Raw genomic sequence first — 22,921 nt, forward strand, 5'->3', positions numbered from 1 at the left:
GTTGACTTTTGGCACGCTGTTGAGTTCTCAAGGAACGGACACTTCCTTCGGACCGCCTTCCAGCGGGCCCTCCGGGCGCTTCGTTCTTTCGTGTTCCCAGCTTACCAGATGTTTTCCGCTCCGTTTCCGGCGCTTCGTTCATCCAACTCGCTGGTGTCTTCTGCGGCTTGACGCCCCGTCCGACGTTTCAAACTCTAGCCGATCCCTACTCCGAAAAGCGAATCGACCGCAATCCAATAAAACGAACACGCCGAATAGGAACCAAGCCGCGACAAGACGCGACCCAGCCCGAACCGGGAAATGGTGTTTCAAAAGGATTGGCTGTCCCGGGACCGTCCGCGCGGAGATGCGTGTCCGGTGCTCCCAGCCAGGCAGCTCGAAGAACTCTACGCGTGATCGCGACCGGATGCAAACGGGGTGCAAAGGGCCGGCCGGACCCCGGGGAGAGGGGTCCGGCCGGCACGACGGCGGGGCGGGGGATCAGCTGTTGGTGGGGAAGCCGAGGTTGATACCGCCGTGCGAGGGGTCCAGCCAGCGCTGGGTCACGGCCTTGCCGCGGGTGAAGAACTGCACGCCGTCCGGACCGTACGCGTGGGCGTCGCCGAACAGGGAGGCCTTCCAGCCGCCGAAGGAGTAGTAGGCGACCGGGACCGGGATCGGCACGTTGATGCCGACCATGCCGACCTCCACCTCGAACTGGAAGCGCCGGGCCGCGCCGCCGTCGTTGGTGAAGAGGGCGGTGCCGTTGCCGTACGGGTTGGCGTTGATCAGTGCCAGGCCCTCGTCGTAGGAGGCGACGCGCACGACGGAGAGGATCGGGCCGAAGATCTCGTCGTTGTAGACGGACATGCCCGGCTTCACGTGGTCGAACAGGGTGGGGCCGAGCCAGAAGCCATCCGAGGTCGGGGCGCCGTTCTCGTCCTCGGCGGTGACCGGGTGCTTGCGGCCGTCCACGGCGAGCTCGGCGCCGTCGGCGACCCCGGACTCGACGTAGGAGGTGACCTTGTCGCGGTGCTGGCCGGTGACCAGCGGGCCCATCTCGGAGTCGCCGTTGCAGCCGGGGCCGACCTTCAGGGTGGCGATCCGCTGCTTGATCTTGTCGACCAGCTCGTCGCCGATCGGGTCGACCGCGACCAGGACGGACACGGCCATGCAGCGCTCGCCGGCCGCGCCGAAGCCCGCATTGACGGCGGCGTCGGCGGCCAGGTCGAGGTCGGCGTCGGGCAGGACCAGCATGTGGTTCTTGGCGCCGCCCAGGGCCTGCACGCGCTTGCCGTAGCGCGTACCGGTCTCGTAGACGTAGCGGGCGATCGGGGTGGAGCCGACGAAGCTGACGGACTTGACGTCCGGGTGCTCCAGCAGGCGGTCCACGGCGGCCTTGTCGCCGTGCACGACGTTGAAGACGCCGTCCGGCAGGCCGGCCTCCTTCCACAGCCCGGCGAGGAAGTTGGCGGCGGACGGGTCCTTCTCCGAGGGCTTCAGGACGACGGTGTTGCCGGCCGCGATGGCGAGCGGGAAGAACCACATCGGCACCATGGCCGGGAAGTTGAACGGCGAGATGATCGCGACCGGGCCGAGCGGCTGGCGGATCGAGTAGACGTCGACGCCGGTGGACGCCTGCTCGGTGAAGCCGCCCTTGACGAGCTGCGGGATGCCGCAGGCGTACTCGACGACCTCCAGGCCGCGGGCGATCTCGCCGAGCGCGTCGGAGTGGACCTTGCCGTGCTCGGACACGATGATCGCGGCCAGCTCGTCGCGGCGGGCGTTCAGCAGCTCGCGGAAGGCGAACAGCACGGTGGTGCGCTTGGCGACCGAGGCGGTGCGCCACTCGGCGAAGGCCGAGGCGGCGGCGGCCACGGCCTGGTCGACCTCGGCGATCCCGGCGAAGTCGACCTGGCCGGCGACCTGGCCGGTGGCCGGGTCGAAGATGTCACCGCGGCGGGGCGCCGCGCCGGCGGTGGCGACGGGCTCGCCGCCGATCCAGTGAGTGATGTGCTTGCTCAAGTCCGTCTGCCTCCGAAGTCCCGGGCGGCGTCCTGCCGCCGGTCCTGTCTGGCGCCGCCCGCGAGTGGGCCGGGCGACGGGATTCACGGGGCTACCGCGCTCGTCTCCAGTCTGGTGGCCGCCGCGCCAGGCCTCAACGAACAGGCTGACGGGGATCGCGGATTCAGCCTTACAGGTCGTCCGGTTGCTCGGCCGAACGCGTGAGAGAGCACGAACGTGTGAAGCCGGACCCGCAAGGACGAACGCGCGAGGACGAACACGCGAGGACGGACGCGCAGCAACGAACCCGCAAGACGAGCGCGCAAGGACGAAGCGCCGCCACCCCGCGTTCAGGACTCCTCGTCCTCCAGGTACGGGTCGTGCAGACCGTCGGCCGCCTCCTGGGTCTCCAGCAGGTCCAGCCGCAGGTCCTGGGCCCAGGCGAGCGCCCACCGCTTCAGCCCGCCGACCGCTCGTGCCGCGACACCCCGGGCCCGGAACCGGCCGTCCGCCGCCTCGGCCAGCGTCTCCAGCCGGTCGGCGAGCGCCGCGGGCTGGAAGTCTGCGTCCAATTCGGCTGCCAGTGCGAGGAGTTCGCCCTCCCGGTAGCAGTCGGTGAGGGCGTGCACATCGACCAGGTCCCGCGGCATGCCGCGGTCCACCAGCAGCGCGGTGGTGAGCGCGGCGGCGTCCTCCAGGGCGACGACCGGCAGGACCACCGGCAGGACGACTGGCAGCGCCACCGGCGGGACCGCCGACAGCGCCACCGCCGGCTCGCCGGGCGGGGGCGCGGCAAGGTCGAAGCGCACCGGCCGGTGGGCCAGCGGCTCCTTCCGCAGCTCCACCGAGTGCGACCGCCCGCCGAGCGCGAGCCGGACGGTGAGCTGCTCCAGTCGCGGCGTGCCCGGGCGTTCGGCGACCCCGCCGCCGGCCGCGCGGTAGGCCTCGCCCAGCGCGGCGGCCACCTCCGGCAGGTCGGCCCTGCCGGTCACCAGGGTGAGGCCGTCCTGCGGGCAGGCCGCGACGCCGTGGGCGCGCAGCGCGTGCCCGCCGGCCAGGGCGAGCCCGTACCGGTCGCAGACTGGGGCCGCCAGTGCGGCGAGGCGCAGCTGGGCCGGGCCCGGTCGAAGGGGCGCGTCGACGGCGTCCGGGGCGGTGGTCACGTTTCCAGTCTGACGCGACCGCCCGCCCCGCGCGCCACCGCCGGCCGGGGCCGGAGCCCGGACCGCGGGATCACCAGCCGCTGAGCCCGGCCGCGGCCTCGTGCAGGGCGAGTTCCAGCAGCACCGGGTCGTTGAGCCGTCCGGAGCCGTCGGGCGGGACCAGCCAGCGCACCCCGCGGCTGCGGCGCTCGGGGTGCGGGACGACGATCCAGGTGCCCTCCCCCGCGCTGCGCACGCCCGTGCCGATCCAGCGGGCGGCGGTGCCGACGGGGACCAGGAAGCTGACGTGCTCGTCCCCGAAGTCGGTGAGGACGGGGCCGCAGGAGCCGGTGTCCAGGATCTCCAGGGCCGGGCGCCCGAGCCGTCCGGGGACGGAGAGGACGTCCCAGCGGCGGCCGGCCGGTAGCAGCATCAGCCCCAGTCCGGTGCGCTCCCATTGCTCCCGGAAGGCCTCCGGGTCCGGTGCCACCTGGGCGAGCCAGTGCAGTCCGGTGCTCTCCATGTCTGTCCCCGCTTCTTGCCGCTGGTTCCGGTCGGGTCGTCCCGGTCGGGACGCGGCGGGGAGACCGAGACCCGCCGTCACCAAGGAGAGGCGGACGGCGGGTCTCTCTTACACGGATAACACGGATGACACGGATAACGCGGACAACGGGGTCAGCTGTCGAAGCCGAGCCCCATGCGGTCGAGCGTGCGCAGCCAGAGGTTGCGGTGGCCGCCGTTGCGGTCCGCGCGCTCCAGCGAGCGGGTGGTGATCTCGATCCCGGCCCAGCGCACCGGCTCGGGCGGGAACGGCAGCGGCTTGCTGCGCACCATGTCCAGCGAGGTGCGCTCGGTGCGCTCGCCGGACAGCAGGTCGAGCATCACCTCGGCGCCGAAGCGCGTCGCGCCGACGCCGAGCCCGGTGTACCCGGCCGCGTACGCGACCTTGCCCCGGTAGGCGGTGTCGAAGAACGCCGAGAACCGGCTGCAGGTGTCGATGGCGCCGCCCCAGGCGTGGGTGAACCGCAGGCCCTCCAGCTGCGGGAAGCAGCGGAAGAAGTGGTTCGCCAGCGTGCGGAAGGTCTCCGGCCGCTGGTCGTACTCGTGCCGGACGTGGCCGCCGTAGTGGTAGACGGCGTCGTAGCCGCCCCACAGGATCCGGTTGTCGGCGGAGAGCCGGAAGTAGTGGAACTTGTTGGCGCTGTCGCCGAGTCCCTGCCGGCCGCGCCAGCCGATCGCGGCGAGCTGTTCGTCGCTGAGCGGCTCGGTCATCAGCGCGTAGTCGTACACCGGCACGACGTACGGCCGGACCCTCTTGACCAGCGACGGGAACACGTTGGTACCGAGTGCGACGCGCCGGGCGAAGACCCGTCCGTACGGGGTGCGGACGGCCATGCCGCTGCCGTACTCCCGCAGGTCGGTGGCCCGGGTGTGCTCGAAGATCCGCACGCCCTGGCCGAGGCAGGCGTCCCGCAGGCCCCAGGCGAGCTTGGCGGGGTGGACCATCGCCACGCCCTCCTTGTCCCAGAGGCCGCCGAGGAAGGTCGGCGAGTCGACCTCGGCGCGCAACTCGTCGGCGTCCAGGACGGTGATGTCGAAGCCGTACCGGGCGACGGCCTCGGCGATCTCGTGGAGTTCCTCGACCTGGTGCGGCTGGGTGGCGACGTCGATCTCGCCGGTGCGCTCCCACTCGGCGTCGATGCCGTAGCGCTTGAGGGTGGCCTCGATGCCGTCCAGGTTGGCGGCACCGAGGCGTTCCAGCTGGGCGAGTTCGGCGGGCCAGCGTTGCAGGCCGTTGCCGAAGCCGTGGGTGAGGCTGGCCGCGCAGAATCCGCCGTTGCGCCCGGACGCGGCCCACCCGACCTCGTTGCCCTCAACCAGCACGACGTCCAGCGAGGGGTCGCGTTCCTTGGCGATGAGGGCGGTCCAGAGGCCGGAGTAGCCGCCGCCGACGACCAGCAGGTCGCAGGTGGTGTCGCCGACCAGGGCGGGCAGCGCCGCCGGCCGGCCCGGGTCCTCCAGCCAGAAGGGGGTGGGCCTGGCGTCACTGAGTGCGCGGGCGGAGTCCATGCATTATCAGCCACTTTCTGTACTTAGGCGATGATTTGTTCGGCCACCACACCCGACCGTACGTCAGGCGGTGGCCTTCCGGCGGTTGCCCAGCCACTGGCCGCCGACGGTCAGCGCGACGGCGGCGATGAACATCGCGGTGCCGATGACGTTCACCTGCACCGGGATGCCGCGCTGCGACGCGCCCCAGACGAACATCGGGAAGGTGACCGTGGTCGGGCCCGAGTTGAACTGGGTGATGATGAAGTCGTCGAAGGAGAGCGCGAAGCTGAGCAGCGCTCCCGCCGCGATGCCGGGGGAGGCCAGCGGCAGGGTGACCCGCAGGAAGGTCTGGGTGGGGGTCGCGTAGAGGTCCTGGGCGGCCTGTTCGAGCCTCGGGTCCATGCTCATCACGCGGGCCTTGACGGCCGTCACCACGAAGCTGAGGCAGAACATGATGTGCGCGATGAGGATGGTGGTGAAGCCGAACGGGATGCGCATGTTGAGGAACAGCGTCCCGAGCGAGGCGGCCATGACCACCTCGGGCATGGCCATCGGCAGGAAGATCATCGCGGTGGTGGCCGAGCGGCCGCGGAAGCGGTAGCGGGCCAGCGCGAAGGCGACCATGGTGCCGAGCACGGTGGCGCCGATGGTGGCGAGCACCGCGATCTGCAGGCTGAGCGAGAGCGACTGGCACATGTCGGCCACGCCGCAGGGGTTGGTCCAGGCGTCGGTGGAGAACTCGTTCCACTCGTAGTTGAACTTGCCGACCGGCTTGTTGAACGAGAAGGCGAGCACGACCAGGTTGGGCAGCACCAGGTAGGCGAGGGCCAGCAGGCCGGCCAGCACCACCAGGTGGGCGCGTATCCACTTGGTAATCCGGGACATCAGACCAGTTCCTCCGTCCCGGCCTTGCGCATGTAGACCGTCACCATGCCCAGGATCAGGGCCATCAGGATGAAGCTCAGTGCGGCAGCCGTGGGGTAGTCGAGCACGTTCAGGAACTGCTTCTGGATGCCGTTGCCGACCATCTGCTCGCTCGGCGAGCCCAGCAGCTGGGCGTTGATGTAGTCGCCGGAGGCCGGGATGAAGGTGAGCAGGGTGCCGGCGACCACCCCGGGCAGCGAGATCGGGAAGGTGACCTTGCGGAAGGTGGTGAACGGCCGGGCGTACAGGTCGCCGGCCGCCTCGTGCAGGCGGGGGTCGATCCGCTCCAGCGAGGTGTACAGCGGCAGGATCATGAACGGCAGGAAGTTGTAGGTGAGACCGCAGACCACGGCGAGCGGCGTGGCGAGCACCCGGTCGCCGGAGGTGAGGCCGAGCGCGTTGGTGACGTCCAGGACGTGCAGGGTGTTGAGCACCCCGACCACCGGCCCGCCGTCGGACAGGATGGTCTTCCAGGCCAGCGTGCGGATCAGGAAGCTGGTGAAGAACGGCGCGATGACCAGGATCAGGATGACGTTGCGCCAGCGCTTGCTGGCCTTGAAGGCGATCGTGTACGCGAGCGGGTAGCCGACGGCCAGGCAGAGCACGGTGGCGATGCCCGCGTAGGAGAACGAGCGGACGAAGTGCCACTTGTACTCGACCAGGGCGTCCCAGTAGGTCGCGAGGTGCCAGGTGACCTTGAAGCCCGCTTCGAGCGAGCCGGTCTGCAGCGAGGTGGACGCCTGGTAGACCATCGGGACGGCGAAGAAGACGACGAGCCAGGCGATGCCGGGCAGCAGCAGCCAGTACGCGGTGAGCTTGCGCTTCGGCTTCCGCGCCGGTTCCGCGAGCGGTATGACCTGTGACGGGGCGGCCGGGGTGGTGGTGGTCATGCGGCCTCCTCCGCGGTGCCCGCGTCGATCGCCTGCGCGGCGTCCAGGGCGAAGGAGTGCGCCGGGTTCCAGTGCAGCAGGACGGGCGCGCCGGGGACGATCCGGGCGTCGCGCTCCATGTTCTGCTCGAAGACGGTGACCTCCTGGCCGCCGTCGGTGCGCACCACGTACTGGGTGGAGACGCCGATGAAGCTGGAGTCGAGGACGGTGCCGGCCAGCCGGTTGCGGCCGTCGGCGACCTCGGCGGAGGCGTGCGCGATGGTGATCTTCTCCGGGCGCACGCCCAGGTGGACCTGCCTGGCCTCGGTGGCGCAGCGCGCCTTGGGCACGGCGAGGCGGACGCCGGCCGCGCTGAGCAGCAGGTCGCCGCCGTCGGTGCCGGTGACCTCGGCGGGCAGCAGGTTGGACTGGCCGAGGAAGTTGGCCACGAAGGTGGTGGCGGGGTTCTCGTACAGCTCGGCGGGGGCGCCCAGTTGCTCGACCCGGCCGCCGTTCATCACCGCGATGGTGTCGGCCATCGTCATGGCCTCCTCCTGGTCGTGGGTGACGTGCACGAAGGTGATGCCGACCTCGGTCTGGATCCGCTTGAGCTCCAGCTGCATCTGGCGACGCAGCTTGAGGTCGAGCGCGCCGAGCGGCTCGTCGAGGAGCAGCACCTGGGGGTGGTTGATCAGGGCGCGGGCGACGGCGACGCGCTGCTGCTGGCCGCCGGAGAGCTGGTGCGGCTTGCGCCGGGCGTACTGGCCGAGTTCGACCAGCTCCAGCATCTCCTCGACCTGCTTCTTGACGTCCTTGCGGCCGCGGCGGCGCAGGCCGAAGGCGACGTTCTCGAAGATGTCGAGGTGCGGGAAGAGCGCGTAGCTCTGGAAGACGGTGTTCACCGGCCGCTTGTACGGGGGCAGGGCGGTGACGTCCTGGCCGCCGATCAGGACGGTGCCGCTGGTGGGCTCCTCCAGGCCCGCGATCATGCGCAGGGTGGTGGTCTTGCCGCAGCCGGAGGCGCCGAGCAGGGCGAAGAAGGAGCCCTGCGGGACGGTGAGGTCGAGCGGGTGGACGGCGGTGAAGGCGCCGTAGGTCTTGCCGATGCCGGTGAGGCGGACGTCGCCGCCGGCGGCCGCGTCGCGCTGCTGGTCTGTCATGGGTGTCTTCCTGGGTTCTCTGCCGGGAGTGGGCCGCGCGTGGGGGTCAGGCGCCGATGAGCTTGGAGAACTTCTGCTCGAAGTCGCTCTCCTCGGTCTCGGTGAGGGTGCGGAACACGTGCGACTTGGCCGCCATCTCGGGGGTGGGTACGACCAGCGGGTTGGCCGCGCTGTCCGGGGCGAGGGTGGCGAGTTCGTCCTTCATCCCGGTCACGGCGGAGACGAAGCCGATGCCCGCGACCAGCTGCGCCGCGATCTTCGGCTGATAGTAGAAGTCGATGAGCTTTTCCGCGTTCGCCTTGTGCTGCGCCCGGGCCGGGATCAGCATGTTGTCCGTCGAGGAGACGTAGCCCTTCTCCGGGATGACGAACTCGATGTCCGGGTTGTCGGCGCGCAGTTGGATCAGGTCGCCGCCCCAGGCGACGCAGGCCGCGATGTCGCCGGAGGACAGCTCCTGGCCGTAGTCGTTGCCGGTGAAGCGGCGGATCTGCTTGCTGTCGACGCCCTTCTGCAGCCGGGCAACGGCGGCGTCGTAGTCGTCGGCGGTGAACTTCGCCGGGTCCTTGCCCAGGTCCAGCAGGGTGATCCCGATGCTGTCGCGCATCTCGGAGAGGAAGGTGACCCGGCCCTTGAGGTCGGGGTCGTCCAGCAGTTGGGAGACGCTGGTGACCTCCTTCCCCTTGGTCGCCTTCTTGTTGTAGGCGATGACGACCTGGATGCCGGCCCACGGGTAGGAGTACAGCCGGCCCGGGTCCCAGTCGGGGGCGCGGAAGCGGGAGTCGATGGTGGTGATCGCGGTGGTGACGTTCGCCGGGTTGAGCTTCTGCGCCCAGCCGAGCCGGATCAGCCGGGCGGCCATCCAGTCGGTGAGGACCATCAGGTCGCGTCCGGTGTCCTGGCCGGCCGCGAGCTGCGGCTTGACCTTGCCGAAGAACTCGACGTTGTCGTTGACGTCCTCGTTGTACCTGACCTTGACGCCGGTGGCCGCGGTGAAGGCGTCCAGGGTGCCGTGCTTCTGCTTGTCCTTCTCGTCGGTGTCGATGTACAGCGGCCAGTTGGAGAAGTTGACCACCTTCTCGCTGTCCGAGAGGTCCTTGGCGGCGTTGGCGGTCGAGTCGCCGCCGACGGTCCTGGCCGCCGGGATCCCGCAGGCGGCCAGCGTGCCCGCACCGGCGGTCAGCGCGGCGGCCCGCAGCAGGGTGCGGCGGCCGATCGCGGCCCGGCCGCTGGTCAGGCTGCGTTCCCAGGCCTTGCGGACCGGTTCGGGCAGACCGTCGGTGAACTCGTTGAACGCCATGGAACGGGCCTCCTGGGGGTAAGAGGTCGAATCGGGGCGCCCTGGGGGCGGCGCCCCTGGGCAGGGGTTATCTGTCTCCGAAGACGGTGCGGTGCCAGTCCTTGCGGGCGACCGCGGTGGTGTCGAACATGACGTGCTTGACCTGGGTGTACTCGTCCAGCGAGTACTGGGACATGTCCTTGCCGTAGCCGGACGCCTTGTAGCCGCCGTGCGGCATCTCGCTGATGATCGGGATGTGGTCGTTGACCCAGACGCACCCGGCCGCGATCTCCCGGGTGGCGCGCAGCGAGCGGTGCACGTTGCCCGTCCAGGCGGAGGCGGCCAGGCCGTAGGGGGTGTCGTTGGCCAGCCGCAGGCCCTCGTCGTCGGTGTCGAAGGGCAGCACGACCAGCACCGGGCCGAAGATCTCGCCCTGGACCACCTCGCTGTCCTGGGCGGCGCCGGTGATCAGGGTGGGCGCGTAGTACGCGCCGCGGGTGAGGTCGGTGCCGTCGTGGCCCTTCTCCGGCGCGCGGCCGCCGGTGACCACGGTGGCGTAGGAGCGGGCGCGTTCGACGAAGCCGGCCACCCGGTCCCGGTGGGTGTACGAGACCAGCGGGCCGAGGTCGGTGTGCGGGTTGAGCGGGTCGCCGATCCGGATCGCGGCGTACAGCTCGGCCACGCCGGCCACGAACGCGTCGTACAGCGGGCGCTGGACGTACGCGCGGGTGGCGGCGGTGCAGTCCTGGCCGCCGTTGATCAGCGAGGCGGCGACCGCGCCGTGCACGGCGGCGTCGAGGTCGGCGTCGTCGAAGACCACGAACGGGGCCTTGCCGCCGAGCTCCAGGTGGGTGCGCTTGACGCTCGCGGTGGCGAGTTCGGCGACCCTGCGGCCGACCGGGGTGGAGCCGGTGAAGGACACCATGGCGACGTCCGGGTGCGCGACCAAGTGCTCGCCGGTGGTGCGTCCGGCGCCGGTGACCACGTTGACCACGCCGTCCGGGATGCCCGCCTCGGTGCAGGCCCGGGCGAACATCAGCGAGGTGAGCGGGGTCAGCTCGGACGGCTTGAGCACGATGGTGTTGCCCGCCGCGATCGCCGGCAGGACCTTCCAGGCGGCCATCTGCAGCGGGTAGTTCCACGGCGAGATCGAGCCGACCACGCCGATCGCCTCGCGGCGCACGTAGGAGGTGTGGTCGCCGGAGTACTCGCCGGCCGCCTTGCCCTCCAGGTTGCGGGCGGCGCCGGCGAAGAACGCCACGTTGTCGATGGTGCCGGGGACGTCGAACTCGGTGGCCAGCTTGACCGGCTTGCCGGTCTGCGCGGTCTCCACCCGGGCGAGGTCGGCGCTCGCCGATGCCAGGACGGCGGCCAGTGCGGTCAGCGCCTCGGAGCGGGCACCGGGGGTGGCGCGGGACCAGCCGGGCAGGGCCGCCTTCGCGGCGGCCACGGCCGCGTCGACCTCGCCGGTGGTGGCCAGGGCGACCTGCTCGACCACGCTGCCGTCCGCGGGGTTGACGACCTGGAAGGGCTCGCCGCTCCCCCGGGTCTGACGGCCCGCGATGTACTGCGCGCCCGCGCCGAAGTCGGTCAGGTCCATCTGGTTCCTCCAAGTGCCGGTGGGTCGACTGCCACGGCGATTCTCACGGTTGTGCCGTGGGGGAATCCGACCGGCTGATCACCGGGGTTGCGCGATCCTGGCAGTCCGGCGGACTCCGAACAAGGGATTCCGCTGTTGCATTCCGGCAACGCGATGGATTCCGGCGTGAGGTCTGTTTTTCGCCACAGCCGACCCGCTGACCATGCCCGCTACCGCCCCGGCGTGACAAGGGTCACTGCGACAACCTCGGCGGGTAGGGCCTTACAGGGTGCAAGGGTTCACCGAGGGCGACAGGTCGTCGCCGCGATGGATGATTTTCCTGACACTCTGGTCCCTCAAGGCCCTGGAGGCCCGCGATGCTCCCCACCGTCGCCCGCGTGCTCGACCTGGAGGTGATGCGGCGCGGCCTGCCCCAGGTCGTCGCCGGCGCCGACCACCTGGAGCGGCCCGTCCGCTGGGTCCACGTGAGCGAACTGCCCGACGTCGCCGGGATGCTCCAGGGCGGCGAACTGGTGCTCACCACCGGCATCGCGCTGCCCGACGACCGCGAGGGCCTGGCCCGCTACGTCCGCGAACTGGACGAGGTGGGGGTCGCCGGCCTGGTCGTCGAGTACGGCCGGCGCTACTTCGACTCGCTGCCCCGCGCCCTGGTGCACGCCGCCGAACAGCGCGGCCTGCCGCTCATCACGCTCCGCCGCGAGCTGCGCTTCGTCGCCGTCACCGAGGCCGTGCACGCGCTGGTGGTCAACGCCCAGCTGGAGCAGCTGCGCGTCTCCGAGGCCGTCCACCAGGTGTTCAACGAGCTGGTGGTGGAGGGCGCCGAGCCGCCCGAGGTGATCCGCCAGGTGGCCCGGATGGCGGGCGCGCCGGTCGTCCTGGAGAACCTCGCGCACCAGGTGCTCGCCCACGACACCGCCGGCCGCCCGGAGGTCGAACTGCTGGAGGACTGGGAGCGCCGCTCCCGCGGGGTCCGCCCGCCCGGCCGCACCGGGCACGACCCGCGCAGCGGCTGGCTGGTGACCACGGTCGGCGCCCGCGGCCAGGACTGGGGCCGGCTGGTACTGGTGCAGGATCCGGGCCCGCTGCCCGAGAACGAGGCCCACCCGCACACCATGCTGCTGGAGCGCGGCGCCTCCGGGCTGGCACTCAACCGGCTGGTGGTGCGCGACCGGGAGAGCCTGGAACGGCAGACCCACCGCACCCTGCTGTCCGGCATCCTCACCCACGCGCTGACCGTCTCCGAGGTGGCCCTGCGCGCCCAGGCGCTCGGCGTCCCGCTGGAGGGCCGCCGGCTGGTCGGGGTGGTGCTGCGGCAGCGGCGCGGCCCGATCCCGGCCGCCCTGGAGGCGCAGGCCCGGCTGCGCGACTTCACCGAGCTCGCCGCAGGAGCCGTCCGGGCCTGCCGGCTCTCCGCCCTGGTCGGCGCGCTGGACGACGAGGGCGTCGGCGTGCTGATCACGCTCGGCACCCAGCAGGACGAGCACGCCGCCCTGGACGCCTTCTCGGCCACGCTGCGCCGGATGTCGGCCGAGGCCGGCCGGGACGACGCCGCCGCCGCACCGGCCCCGGTGGTCGCGGTCGGCTCCTCGGTCGGCTCCGTCCGGGACGCCCGGCGCACCCTGCTGGAGGCCACCCAGGTCGCCGACGCGGCCCTGCACGACGCGCCCGGCGGCCGGGCCGCCTCGTACTACCGGCTGCCGGACGTCCGGCTGCGCGGCCTGCTCCACCTGCTGCGCGACGACGCCCGGCTGCAGACCTACGTGGAGCGGGAGCTCGGCCCGCTGCTGGCCCACGACGCCGAGCACAACGGCCAGTTGGTGCAGATGCTGCGGATCTACCTGGAGCAGGGCCGGAACAAGTCGGCGGCGGCCGACGCCGCGCACCTGTCCCGGCCGTCCTTCTACGACCGCCTGCACAAGGTCGAGCGGATCCTCGGCGTCGACCTCGACCAGGTGGAGTCCTGCCTCTCCCTGCACGTGGCACTGCTCGCCCTGGACGCCGTCCGCCGCTGACCGCTGCACGCCGGTGGCCTACACGCCGGTGATGCGCCCCCAGACCTTGTGCAGTTCGGGCCGCTCCGCCGAGGTGACGTCGCGCATGGTGTGCAGCCGGGCGCGCATCTCGTCGGTCGGGAAGAGCAGCGGGTTCTCCGCCAGTTCGGCCTTGTCCTTGTCACCGCTGGCCGCCAGCACCTCGCGGGCGGCCGGCACCGGGCAGATGTACTGGACGAACGCGGCGAGTTCGGCGGCCACCTCGGGCTGGTAGTAGTGGTCGATCAGCAGCTCGGCGTTGCGCTTGTGCCGGGCCCGGTTGGGGATCATCAGGCTCTCCGCCCACAGCTCGCCGCCCTCCTGCGGCACCACGAACTCGATGTCCGGGTTCTGGGCGGTCAGTTGGACGGCGTCGCCGGAGTAGGCCTGGCAGGCGACGGCGGCGCCGGAGGCGAGGTCGCTGGTGTAGTCGTTGCCGGTGAAGCGGCGGATGTGGCCGGTGTCGACCATCTTCTGCACGGTGTCCATCGCCCGGTGCGCGTCGTCCTCACCGAACCGGGAGACGTCCGCGCCCTGGGCGAGCATCAGCAGCCCGAGCGCCTCGTCCAGCCCGGCGAACAGGGTGACCCGGCCCTTGAGGTCGGGCGCCCAGAGGTCCGCGGTCGACTTCAGCTCCCGGCCGAGCGCCTTGCGGTTGTACGCGATGCCGGTGATCCCGGACTGCCAGGGCACGCTGCGCCGGCGCCCGGGGTCGAAGGCCGGGTCGGCGAGCTGCGGGTCCAGGTTGGCGGTGACGTTGGGCAGGTTGGCCCGGTCCATGGCCTGCACCCAGCCGAGCGAGACGTACCGGCCGGCCATCCAGTCGCTGACCACCATGAGGTCCCGGCCGGGGTCGGCGCCCTGGGTGAGCACCGGGCTGATCTTGCCGAAGAACTCGTCGTTGTCGTTGATGTCCTCGGTGTAGGTGACCGCGATGCCGGTCCGCTCGGTGAAGGCGTCCAGGGTCGGCCGGTGCCCCTGGTCGTCGGTGTCGATGTACTGGGTCCAGTTGGAGAAGGCGAGCCGCTGCTCGCGGTCCGAACGGTCCTGGACCGAGCGGCGGTCCTCGGCGACGTACGCGGACGGGATGCCGCAGCCGGTCAGCGTGCCGACGCCGAGCAGCGCGGCCCCGCCGAGCACCGAACGCCGGCGGATCGTACGGGAGTTGTGGGGGCGGGTCGGGGTGGTGCTGCTGGGCATGGGGAAGGCCTCCGGAGCGTGGGACGGCCCCGGGCGTGCGCGACACCCGGGGCCGTCCGGTCGGTACGTCAGACGGTGTGCGCGTCGGCGAGCGACAGCACCTCGTCGAGCACCGCGAGACCGGTCTTGGCCTCTTCCTCGGTGACGGTGCACGGCGGGACGACGTGGAGGCGGTTCATGTTGACGAACGGCCAGAGCCCGCGCTGCTTGCAGGCGGCGGCCAGCTCGGCCATCGGCGCGTTGGCGGCGCCGGCCGCGTTGTACGGGACCAGCGGCTCGCGGGTCCCGCGGTCCTTCACCAGGTCGAGCGCCCAGAACACGCCGAGGCCGCGGACCTCGCCGATCGAGGGGTGCCGCTCGGCCAGCTCCCGCAGGCCGGGGCCGAGCACGGTCTCGCCGATGTGCTTGGCGTTCTCGACGATGCCCTCCTCCGCCATGGCGGTGATGGTGGCGACGGCCGAGGCGCAGGCCAGCGGGTGGCCGGAGTAGGTGAGCCCGCCCGGGAACGCCCGCTCGGCGAAGGTGGCGGCGATCTCGGCGCTGATCGCCACGCCGCCCAGCGGGACGTAGCCCGAGTTGACGCCCTTGGCGAAGGTCAGCAGGTCCGGGGTGACACCCCAGTGGTCGGCCGCGAACCACTCGCCGGTGCGGCCGAAGCCGGCCATCACCTCGTCGAGGATGAACACGATGCCGAAGCGGTCGCAGATCTCCCGGACCCCGGCCAGGTAGCCCGCCGGCGGGATCAGGATGCCCGCGGTGCCGACCACGGTCTCCAGGATGATCGCCGCGATCGTCCCGGGGCCCTCGAAGGCGATCACCTGCTCCAGGTGCTCCAGCGCGCGCTCGCACTCCTGTGCCTCGTTCTCGGCGTGGAAGTTGGAGCGGTAGGCGTACGGGCCCCAGAAGTGCACCACGCCGGAGACGCCGGTCTCGTTGGCCCAGCGGCGCGGGTCGCCGGTGAGGGCGATCGCGTTGGCGGTGGCGCCGTGGTACGAGCGGTAGGCGGACATGACCTTCTGCCGGCCGGTGTGCAGCCGGGCCAGCCGGACGGCGTTCTCGACCGCCTCGGCGCCGCCGTTGGTGAAGAAGATCTTGTCGAGGTCGCCGGGGGTGCGCTCGGCGATCAGCCGGGCGGCCTCGCTGCGCGCCTCGACCGCGAAACCGGGGGCGATGGTGCAGAGCTTCGCCGCCTGCTCCTGGATCGCGGCGACCACCTTCGGGTGCTGGTGACCGATGTTGGTGTTGACCAGCTGCGAGGAGAAGTCGAGGTAGCGGTTGCCGTCGTAGTCCCAGAAGTACGAGCCCTCGGCGCCGGCCACCGCGAGGGGGTCGATCAGCGCCTGGGCGGACCACGAGTGGAAGACGTGCGCGCGGTCGGCGGCCTTGACCGCCTGGCCGGCGGCTGAGTCAGCGGTGGGGATGCTCATGCCGGTAAGGCTAGGGAGTCGCGGCCCCGAAGTGCAGTTTCATCTTGTCAGCCGGTCACGCGAACGGCCGACAGGATGCAAAGACACCGGGCCCGGGTCGAAAGGACCCGGGCCCATTGTCCGTTCACACGATGGACGCGCGATCAGATCGCGGTCATACAGCGCCCGACCGTCACGACCCGCTGGATCGCGGTCATACAGCGCCGACCGTCACGACCCGCTAGATCGCGGTCATGACGTGCTTCACCCGGGTGTAGTCCTCGAAGCCGTACGCGGAGAGGTCCTTGCCGTAGCCGGACTTCTTGAAGCCGCCGTGCGGCATCTCGGCGACCAGCGGGATGTGGGTGTTGATCCAGACGCAGCCGAAGTCCAGCCGGCGCGACATCCGCATGGCGCGGGCGTGGTCCTTGGTCCACACCGAGGAGGCCAGCGCGAAGTCGACGCCGTTGGCGTAGTCGACGGCCTGGTCCTCGTCGGTGAACTTCTGCACGGTGATGACCGGGCCGAAGACCTCGTTCTGGATGATCTCGTCGTCCTGCCGCAGGCCGGAGACGACGGTCGGGGCGTAGAAGTAGCCCTTCTCGCCGACCTGGTGGCCACCGGCCTCGACCTTGGCGTGGGCGGGCAGCCGCTCGATGAAGCCGGCCACCTGCTTCAGCTGGTTGGCGTTGTTCAGCGGGCCGTACAGCACGTCCTCGTCGTCCACGCCGCCGGTCTTGGTCTCGGCCGCGGCCTTGGCCAGCGCCTCGACGAAGGCGTCGTGGATCGACTCGTGCACGAGCACGCGGGTGGCCGCGGTGCAGTCCTGGCCGGCGTTGAAGTAGCCCGCGACCGAGATGCCCTCGACGGCCTCGGCGATGTCGGCGTCCTCGAAGACCACGACCGGGGCCTTGCCGCCCAGCTCCAGGTGGACGCGCTTGACGTCCTTGGAGGCGGACTCGGCGACCTGGATGCCGGCCCGGACCGAACCGGTGATGGAGGCCATCGCCGGGGTCTTGTGCTCGACCATCAGCCGGCCGGTCTCGCGGTCGCCGCAGATCACGTTGAAGACGCCGGCCGGCAGCTCCAGGTCCTTGAGGACGCCGCCGATGATCTCGGCGAGCAGGACGGTGGAGGCCGGGGTGGTGTCCGAGGGCTTCAGGACGACGGTGTTGCCCGCGGCGATGGCCGGGGCGAACTTCCAGACGGCCATCATCATCGGGTAGTTCCACGGCGCGACCTGGGCACAGACGCCGACCGGCTCGCGGCGGACGATCGAGGTCATCCCGTCCATGTACTCCCCGGCGGCCTTGCCCTCCAGCATGCGGGCGGCACCGGCGAAGAAGCGGATCTGGTCCACCATCGGACCGATCTCCTCCGAGAGGGTCAGCCCGCGCGGCTTGCCCGTGTTGCGGACCTCCGCCTCGACGAGCTCGTCGGCCCGGGCCTCGACCGCGTCGGCGATCTTGAGCAGCAGCTTCTGGCGGGTGCTCGGGGTGGCGTCGCGCCAGACCGGGAAGGCGGCGGCGGCCGAGGCCATGGCGGCGTCCACATCGGAGGCACCGGACAGCGGGGACGTCGCGTAGACCTCACCGGTGGTGGGGTCGACGATGTCGAGCGTGCGGCCGTCCGCCGCGTCGACGAACTCACCGTTGATGTAGTTGCGCAGCGTGCGAAGGTCGCTCACGGGGTCTCTCCTCGGTCTGGGCCTGCGGCGTTGCAGTTTCCGGCGCCATGGTACGTCGGCGGGTCCGGCGCACGAAGGGTGTCGGGTGGCCGGGCCCTGGACGGCGCGGTCCACTGGTTTGGGGGAACGCGCGCTGCGCTGCGGGGCTGCGCGCGTACCGTGCCAGGGTAGCCGCATGACTGCTGGTATCGACAGGTGCAGTGCACGTAGGCGATGAAATCCGTACGCGGATTCCAAGATCACGACGAAATCAGCAGATTCCTCGCTTGCGAACAGGAGAACGATCAGGCACAGTGGCGGCGTGGCCAACCGCGACCGGAACGCGAGCGTTCCCCTCGATGCCGCCTCCAAGGCGATCATCGAGCAGCTCCAGGAGGACGGACGCCGCCCGTACGCCGCCATCGGCAAGGCCGTCGGCCTGTCCGAAGCGGCCGTGCGCCAGCGCGTCCAGAAGCTGCTCGACCAGGGCGTGATGCAGATCGTCGCCGTCACGGACCCGCTCACCGTCGGCTTCACCCGCCAGGCGATGGTCGGCATCCGGGTCGAGGGCGACATCGAGCCCGTCGCCGACGCGCTGGCCGCCCTCGACGAGGTCGACTACGTCGTCTGCACCGCAGGCTCGTTCGATCTCCTGGCCGAACTGGTCTGCGAGGACGACGAGCACCTGCTCGAACTGATCAACAAGCGCATCCGCGCGCTTCCCGGCGTGCGGAGCACCGAGAGCTTCGTCTACCTGAAGCTCCGGAAACAGACCTACACCTGGGGCACCCGATGACAGCCGACCCGGCGCAGAAGGACCTTTCCAAGACCGCCTACGACCACCTGTGGATGCACTTCACCCGCATGTCGTCGTACGAGAACTCCCCCGTGCCGACGATCGTCAAGGGCGAAGGCACCTACGTCTGGGACGACAAGGGACGCAAGTACCTCGACGGCCTCGCCGGCCTGTTCGTCGTCCAGGCCGGCCACGGCCGCGAGGAGCTGGCCGAGGCCGCCGCCAAGCAGGCCAAGGAGCTCGCCTTCTTCCCGGTGTGGAGCTACGCCCACCCGAAGGCCGTCGAGCTGGCCGAGCGCCTGGCCAACTACGCCCCGGGCGACCTGAACAAGGTCTTCTTCTCCACCGGTGGCGGCGAGGCCGTCGAGACCGCCTGGAAGCTCGCCAAGCAGTACTTCAAGCTGACCGGCAAGCCGACCAAGTACAAGGTCATCTCGCGCGCCGTCGCCTACCACGGCACCCCGCAGGGCGCCCTGTCGATCACCGGCCTGCCGGGCCTGAAGGCCCCGTTCGAGCCGCTGGTGCCGGGCACCCACAAGGCCCCGAACACCAACATCTACCGCGCCCCCGCCTTCCTCGAAGGCCCGGACGGCACGGTCGACCCCGAGGCCTACGGCCGCTGGTGCGCCGACGAGATCGAGGTGGCCATCCTCAACGAGGGCGCCGAGACCGTCGCCGCCGTCTTCGTCGAGCCGGTGCAGAACGCCGGTGGCTGCTTCCCGCCGCCGCCCGGGTACTTCCAGCGCCTGCGCGAGATCTGCGACCGCCACGACGTGCTGCTGGTCTCGGACGAGGTCATCTGCGCCTTCGGCCGCCTGGGCACCATGTTCGGCGCCGACAAGTTCGGCTACCAGCCCGACATGATCACCTGCGCCAAGGGCATGACCTCGGGCTACTCCCCGATCGGCGCCACGATCATCTCGGACCGCCTCGCCGAGCCGTTCTACAAGGGCGACAACACCTTCCTGCACGGCTACACCTTCGGCGGCCACCCGGTCTCCTCCGCGGTGGCGCTGGCCAACCTCGACATCTTCGAGCGCGAGGGCCTGAACCAGAACGTCCTCGACAACGAGGCCGCGTTCCTGGGCACCCTGAACAAGCTGCGCGACCTGCCGATCGTCGGCGACGTCCGCGGCAACGGGTACTTCTACGGCATCGAGCTCGTGAAGGACAAGGTCACCAAGGAGTCGTTCAACGACGACGAGGTCGAGCGCGTCCTCTACGGCTTCCTGTCGAAGGCCCTCTTCGACAACGGCCTGTACTGCCGCGCCGACGACCGTGGCGACCCGGTCATCCAGCTGGCCCCGCCGCTGATCTCCAACCAGTCGACCTTCGACGAGATCGAGCAGATCCTGCGGACCAGCCTCACCGACGCGTGGGCGAAGATCTGACCCCTGATCCTCCTTCCCCACCCTCCGCCGAAGGGCGGTCCCACTCCCCCGGGACCGCCCTTCGGCGTTTTCCGGCGCGGACAGCCGATCAAACATGCCTGATTGCGGGTGATTTGCCCGCGATGGACCAGAGCGCCGCAACCGCACCAGGCCCCAGTCGTTCTAATCTGACGACTGTCATATCCCTGCGGCCACCCAGGATGGAACCTCATGTCAGCGGCACCGCCTGACAACGACGTGCTGTGGGCCCGGGGGATCGTCAAGTCCCATCACGGCACCCCCGCCCTGCGGGGCATCTCGATCGGCGTCCGCGAGGGCGAAGTGCTCGCCGTCACCGGACCGCGCGGCTCCGGCAAGAGCACCCTCCTCGGCTGCCTCTCCGCCCTCCTCACCGTCGACGAGGGCGAGGTCTGGTTCAACAGCGCGCCCGTCCACACCCTCGGCCGGGCCGGGCGCGAACGGCTGCGCCGCGACCGCTTCGGCTTCGTCGGCTCCGAACCCCACCTGGTGCCCGAACTGACCGCCCGGGAGAACGTCGCCCTGCCGCTGCTGCTCGCCGGCGCCGGCAACAAGGCCGCCTACACCGCCGCCGACGAATGGCTGGAACGCCTCGACGTCGGCGAGGTCGCCCGGCAGCGCCCCGACCAGCTGCTCCAGAGCCAGCGCCAGCGGATCGCCGTCGCCCGCGCCCTCGCCCCGCTGCCGCCCGTCGTCTTCGCCGACGACCCCACCGCCCCGCTCCACCGCGAGGCCGCCGACCAGGTCCTGCGGATACTGACCAGCGCGGCCCGGTCGCACCAGCTCACCCTCGTCCTGGCCACTCACGACCCCGAGCTCGTCCGGTTCGCGGACCGCGCCGTCGCCCTCGTCGACGGACGGCTCACCGCCCCCGCCGCCCCCGTCCCGCGCGGCCCCGCCGTCCCGGGGGCGGCCGGCGCGTCCGCCGTCTCGGCCACCCGCCGCTGACGATGCCGAGCCGCTGAAAGAGTCGACGTGTTCTATCTCCGTCTGGCCCGGGGCTACCGGGTGCCCGACCTCGGCCGCTGGCTGCTCACCGTGCTGGCCGCCGCCGTGGTCTCCGCCTTCCTGCTGCGCTCCCTCGGCCGGGCGATGAGCGACCCGCTCGGCGGCGAGGACGCGCTGGTGCGACTGCTCTGGTGCCTGCCCCCGCTCGCCGCCGTCGCCTGGTTCGCGGCCGTCACCGCCCGCGCCGTACCCGCCCAGCGGCCCGAACGGATCACCGGCCTGCGCGCCGCCGGAGCCGGCACCGGCCGGATCCGCACCCTGATCGCCGGTGAGGTCGTGCTCGCCTGCACCCTCGGCAGCGTGCTCACCCTGCTGGTCTTCCTGGTCCTGCGCAACGACATCGCCGGGCCCGCGCTCGCCCCCGATCTCGGCATGGGCGTACCGCTGCCGGCCGTCGCGCCGGTCGCCCTGCTCGCCCTGGTCCCGCTCACCGCCGGGATCGCCGCCGCCTGCGCCGTCCCGCCCACCGAGTACCTGCCCGGCAGCCGCACCCACCGCGGCACCGGCTTCGGCGCGCTGCGGGTCGCCCTGCCGGTCGGGCTCGCCGTGATCGGCCTCGCCCTCGAACTCATCGCCCTGCGGCCCGGCGCCGCCGCCGACGGCCGGCCGATCCACCTGCCCGCCGGGCTCGGCAGCACCAGCACCGCCGCACTCGGCGGCTGGGCCGCCAGCGCGGTCGGACTCGCCCTGCTCACCGGCCCGTTGCTGTCCTGGACGGGACGGCTGCTCGCGCTCGGCCGGCCCACCCCGCTGCGGCTGCTGGCCGGCCGCGGACTCACCGCCCAGGCCCGCCGCCTCGGCCCTCCGCTGGCCGTGCTCACCCTCGCCCTCGCGCTGGTGCTCACCACCATCCGCTACTGGATCGGCACGCCCGACAGCGCCGACGTGCTGCCCGCCGTCGAGGCCTGCCTGGTGCTCGGCTGCGCGGCCGCCGCCGTGGCCGCCCGGCTGGCCGAGGTCCGCACCGACCGCCGGGACGTCACCGACGTGCTGCTGCGCCTCGGCACCTCGCCCCGGCTGCTGTTCGGCGCGGTCGCGCTGCGCACCCTGGCGGTGGGCACCACGCTGCTGGTGACCGGCGGGGCGACCGCCGCACTGGCAGCCGCCGGCCTGCGCTGACTTCCCAGCCTGCGGTGATTGCCCGGCCTGCGGTGACCCGCCGGCTCAGCCCGCCGGCTCAGCCCGCCGCGGCGAGCTGGCCGCAGGCGCCGTCGATCTCCTGGCCACGGGTGTCGCGGACGGTCGTCGGCACCCCGTGCGACTGGAGCCGGCGGACGAACTCGCGCTCGTCCTCGGGCCGGGAGGCGGTCCACTTGGAGCCCGGCGTCGGGTTCAGCGGGATCAGGTTGACGTGCACCCGGTGGTTCTTGATCAGCCGGCCGAGCAGGTCCGCCCGCCACGCCTGGTCGTTGATGTCCTTGATCAGCGCGTACTCGATGGAGATCCGCCGGCCGGACTTCTCCGCGTAGTTCCACGCGGCGTCCAGCACCTCGGCGACCTTCCAGCGGGTGTTCACCGGCACCAGCTCGTCGCGCAGCTCGTCGTCCGGGGCGTGCAGCGACAGCGCCAGGCGGCAGCTGAGGCCCTCGTCGGCCAGCCGGTTCATCGCCGGGACCAGGCCGACGGTGGAGACCGTGACACCACGCTGGGACAGGCCGAAACCGTCCGGCGCCGGGTCGGTCAGCCGGCGGATCGCGGCCAGCACCCGGTTGTAGTTGGCCAGCGGCTCGCCCATGCCCATGAAGACCACGTTCGACAGCCGCGCCTCGCCGCCGGGGATCTCGCCGGCCTTGAGCGCGCGCATCCCGGCGGCGATCTGCTCGACGATCTCGGCGGTGGACAGGTTGCGGGTCAGCCCGGCCTGGCCGGTCGCGCAGAAGGGGCAGTTCATGCCGCAGCCCGCCTGCGAGCTGATGCACATGGTGACCCGGTCCGGGTAGCGCATCAGCACCGACTCGACGAGCGTACCGTCGAAGAGCTTCCAGAGCGTCTTGCGGGTGCTGTCGTCGTCGCAGGACACGTGCCGCACGACCGACATCAGCTCCGGCAGCAGGCTCCCGGTGAGCTTCTCCCGGCTGGCGGCGGGGATGTCCGTCCAGCCCGCCGGGTCGTTCGACATCCGGCCGAAGTAGTGGTTGGAGAGCTGCTTGGCGCGGAACGGCTGCTCGCCCAGCTCGGCGACGGCCTCCTTGCGCTCGGCGGGGCTCAGGTCGGCGAGGTGTCGCGGGGGCTTGGCGCCGCGCGGCGCGACAAAGGTGAGTTCTCCGGGCTTAGGCATGGTTCATCCAGTGTCGCAGACGCCGGGAGCGGGCCGGGACGTGCGAGGGCCCCGGACGCGCAGACGTCCGGGGCCCTTCCGCCGCTCGGGCCGGAGGCCGGGGCGAGGACCTGTCCGAGGGC

General features: G+C 71.4%; 18 protein-coding genes. 5 read left to right on the top strand and 13 right to left on the bottom strand.

Annotated elements, in window-relative coordinates; all coding sequences use genetic code 11:
* Window positions 1-480 precede the first annotated feature (480 nt).
* The 9 genes from ACIP37_RS29380 to ACIP37_RS29420 all read right to left on the bottom strand — a co-directional run bounded on the left by ACIP37_RS29380 (window position 481) and on the right by ACIP37_RS29420 (window position 11,006).
* Window positions 481-2,004: a CoA-acylating methylmalonate-semialdehyde dehydrogenase gene (locus tag ACIP37_RS29380; protein WP_350882849.1), complete on the bottom strand. Its 1,524-nt coding sequence runs from the start codon at window positions 2,002-2,004 to the stop codon at window positions 481-483.
* A 329-nt stretch (window positions 2,005-2,333) separates the two neighbouring features.
* Window positions 2,334-3,146, bottom strand: a complete 813-nt coding sequence (locus tag ACIP37_RS29385) for a nucleotidyl transferase AbiEii/AbiGii toxin family protein (protein ID WP_363631463.1) — start codon at window positions 3,144-3,146, stop codon at window positions 2,334-2,336.
* 70 nt (window positions 3,147-3,216) lie between these two features.
* Window positions 3,217-3,648 carry a hypothetical protein gene (locus ACIP37_RS29390; RefSeq protein ID WP_363585759.1) on the bottom strand — a complete coding sequence of 144 codons (432 nt, stop codon included), beginning with the start codon at window positions 3,646-3,648 and terminating at the stop codon, window positions 3,217-3,219.
* A gap of 152 nt (window positions 3,649-3,800) precedes the next feature.
* Window positions 3,801-5,195, bottom strand: a complete 1,395-nt coding sequence (locus ACIP37_RS29395; RefSeq protein ID WP_363585758.1) for an FAD-dependent oxidoreductase — start codon at window positions 5,193-5,195, stop codon at window positions 3,801-3,803.
* Window positions 5,196-5,258: 63 nt separating this feature from the next.
* Window positions 5,259-6,062 (bottom strand): ABC transporter permease, encoded by an 804-nt coding sequence (locus ACIP37_RS29400; protein WP_363585757.1) that lies wholly within the window; start codon window positions 6,060-6,062, stop codon window positions 5,259-5,261.
* The gene (locus ACIP37_RS29405; RefSeq protein ID WP_350882859.1) at window positions 6,062-6,991 is read right to left on the bottom strand and encodes an ABC transporter permease; all 930 of its coding nucleotides are present in this window, start codon (window positions 6,989-6,991) and stop codon (window positions 6,062-6,064) included. The genes ACIP37_RS29400 and ACIP37_RS29405 overlap by 1 nt, the downstream gene beginning before the upstream one ends.
* The gene (locus ACIP37_RS29410) at window positions 6,988-8,130 is read right to left on the bottom strand and encodes an ABC transporter ATP-binding protein (RefSeq protein ID WP_363585756.1); all 1,143 of its coding nucleotides are present in this window, start codon (window positions 8,128-8,130) and stop codon (window positions 6,988-6,990) included. Before ACIP37_RS29410 ends, ACIP37_RS29405 begins: the two co-directional genes overlap by 4 nt.
* A gap of 46 nt (window positions 8,131-8,176) precedes the next feature.
* Window positions 8,177-9,427 (bottom strand): spermidine/putrescine ABC transporter substrate-binding protein, encoded by a 1,251-nt coding sequence (locus tag ACIP37_RS29415; protein ID WP_363585755.1) that lies wholly within the window; start codon window positions 9,425-9,427, stop codon window positions 8,177-8,179.
* Between the two features lie 67 nt (window positions 9,428-9,494).
* On the bottom strand, window positions 9,495-11,006 hold the full coding sequence (locus ACIP37_RS29420; protein ID WP_363585754.1) for a gamma-aminobutyraldehyde dehydrogenase: 1,512 nt from the start codon (window positions 11,004-11,006) through the stop codon (window positions 9,495-9,497).
* Between the two features lie 356 nt (window positions 11,007-11,362).
* Here ACIP37_RS29420 and ACIP37_RS29425 point away from each other — a divergent pair, with 356 nt between their 5' ends.
* Window positions 11,363-13,018, top strand: coding sequence for a PucR family transcriptional regulator (locus ACIP37_RS29425; protein ID WP_400844743.1), 1,656 nt, complete (start codon window positions 11,363-11,365; stop codon window positions 13,016-13,018).
* A gap of 18 nt (window positions 13,019-13,036) precedes the next feature.
* Here ACIP37_RS29425 and ACIP37_RS29430 read toward each other — a convergent pair whose 3' ends face one another.
* From ACIP37_RS29430 to ACIP37_RS29440, 3 genes are all read right to left on the bottom strand, one after another.
* On the bottom strand, window positions 13,037-14,236 hold the full coding sequence (locus tag ACIP37_RS29430) for a spermidine/putrescine ABC transporter substrate-binding protein (RefSeq protein WP_400806179.1): 1,200 nt from the start codon (window positions 14,234-14,236) through the stop codon (window positions 13,037-13,039).
* Window positions 14,237-14,304: 68 nt separating this feature from the next.
* On the bottom strand, window positions 14,305-15,663 hold the full coding sequence (locus ACIP37_RS29435) for an aspartate aminotransferase family protein (RefSeq protein WP_363585753.1): 1,359 nt from the start codon (window positions 15,661-15,663) through the stop codon (window positions 14,305-14,307).
* Window positions 15,664-15,883: 220 nt separating this feature from the next.
* Complete coding sequence (locus ACIP37_RS29440; RefSeq protein ID WP_363585752.1) at window positions 15,884-17,329, bottom strand: gamma-aminobutyraldehyde dehydrogenase; 1,446 nt, start codon at window positions 17,327-17,329, stop codon at window positions 15,884-15,886.
* Between the two features lie 301 nt (window positions 17,330-17,630).
* Here ACIP37_RS29440 and ACIP37_RS29445 point away from each other — a divergent pair, with 301 nt between their 5' ends.
* From ACIP37_RS29445 to ACIP37_RS29460, 4 genes are all read left to right on the top strand, one after another.
* Window positions 17,631-18,104, top strand: coding sequence for an Lrp/AsnC family transcriptional regulator (locus tag ACIP37_RS29445; RefSeq protein WP_030243538.1), 474 nt, complete (start codon window positions 17,631-17,633; stop codon window positions 18,102-18,104).
* The gene (locus tag ACIP37_RS29450; RefSeq protein WP_350882875.1) at window positions 18,101-19,495 is read left to right on the top strand and encodes an aspartate aminotransferase family protein; all 1,395 of its coding nucleotides are present in this window, start codon (window positions 18,101-18,103) and stop codon (window positions 19,493-19,495) included. The genes ACIP37_RS29445 and ACIP37_RS29450 overlap by 4 nt, the downstream gene beginning before the upstream one ends.
* A 210-nt stretch (window positions 19,496-19,705) precedes the next feature.
* Entirely contained in the window at window positions 19,706-20,461 is a 756-nt protein-coding gene (locus ACIP37_RS29455) for an ABC transporter ATP-binding protein (protein ID WP_363585751.1), read from the top strand.
* 27 nt (window positions 20,462-20,488) lie between these two features.
* Window positions 20,489-21,640: a hypothetical protein gene (locus tag ACIP37_RS29460; protein WP_363585750.1), complete on the top strand. Its 1,152-nt coding sequence runs from the start codon at window positions 20,489-20,491 to the stop codon at window positions 21,638-21,640.
* 58 nt (window positions 21,641-21,698) lie between these two features.
* Here ACIP37_RS29460 and rlmN read toward each other — a convergent pair whose 3' ends face one another.
* Complete coding sequence (gene rlmN, locus ACIP37_RS29465; RefSeq protein ID WP_363585749.1) at window positions 21,699-22,799, bottom strand: 23S rRNA (adenine(2503)-C(2))-methyltransferase RlmN; 1,101 nt, start codon at window positions 22,797-22,799, stop codon at window positions 21,699-21,701.
* Between the last annotated feature and the right edge of the window lie 122 nt (window positions 22,800-22,921).

This window comes from Kitasatospora sp. NPDC088861, assembly GCF_044750105.1.
GTDB lineage: Bacteria > Actinomycetota > Actinomycetes > Streptomycetales > Streptomycetaceae > Kitasatospora.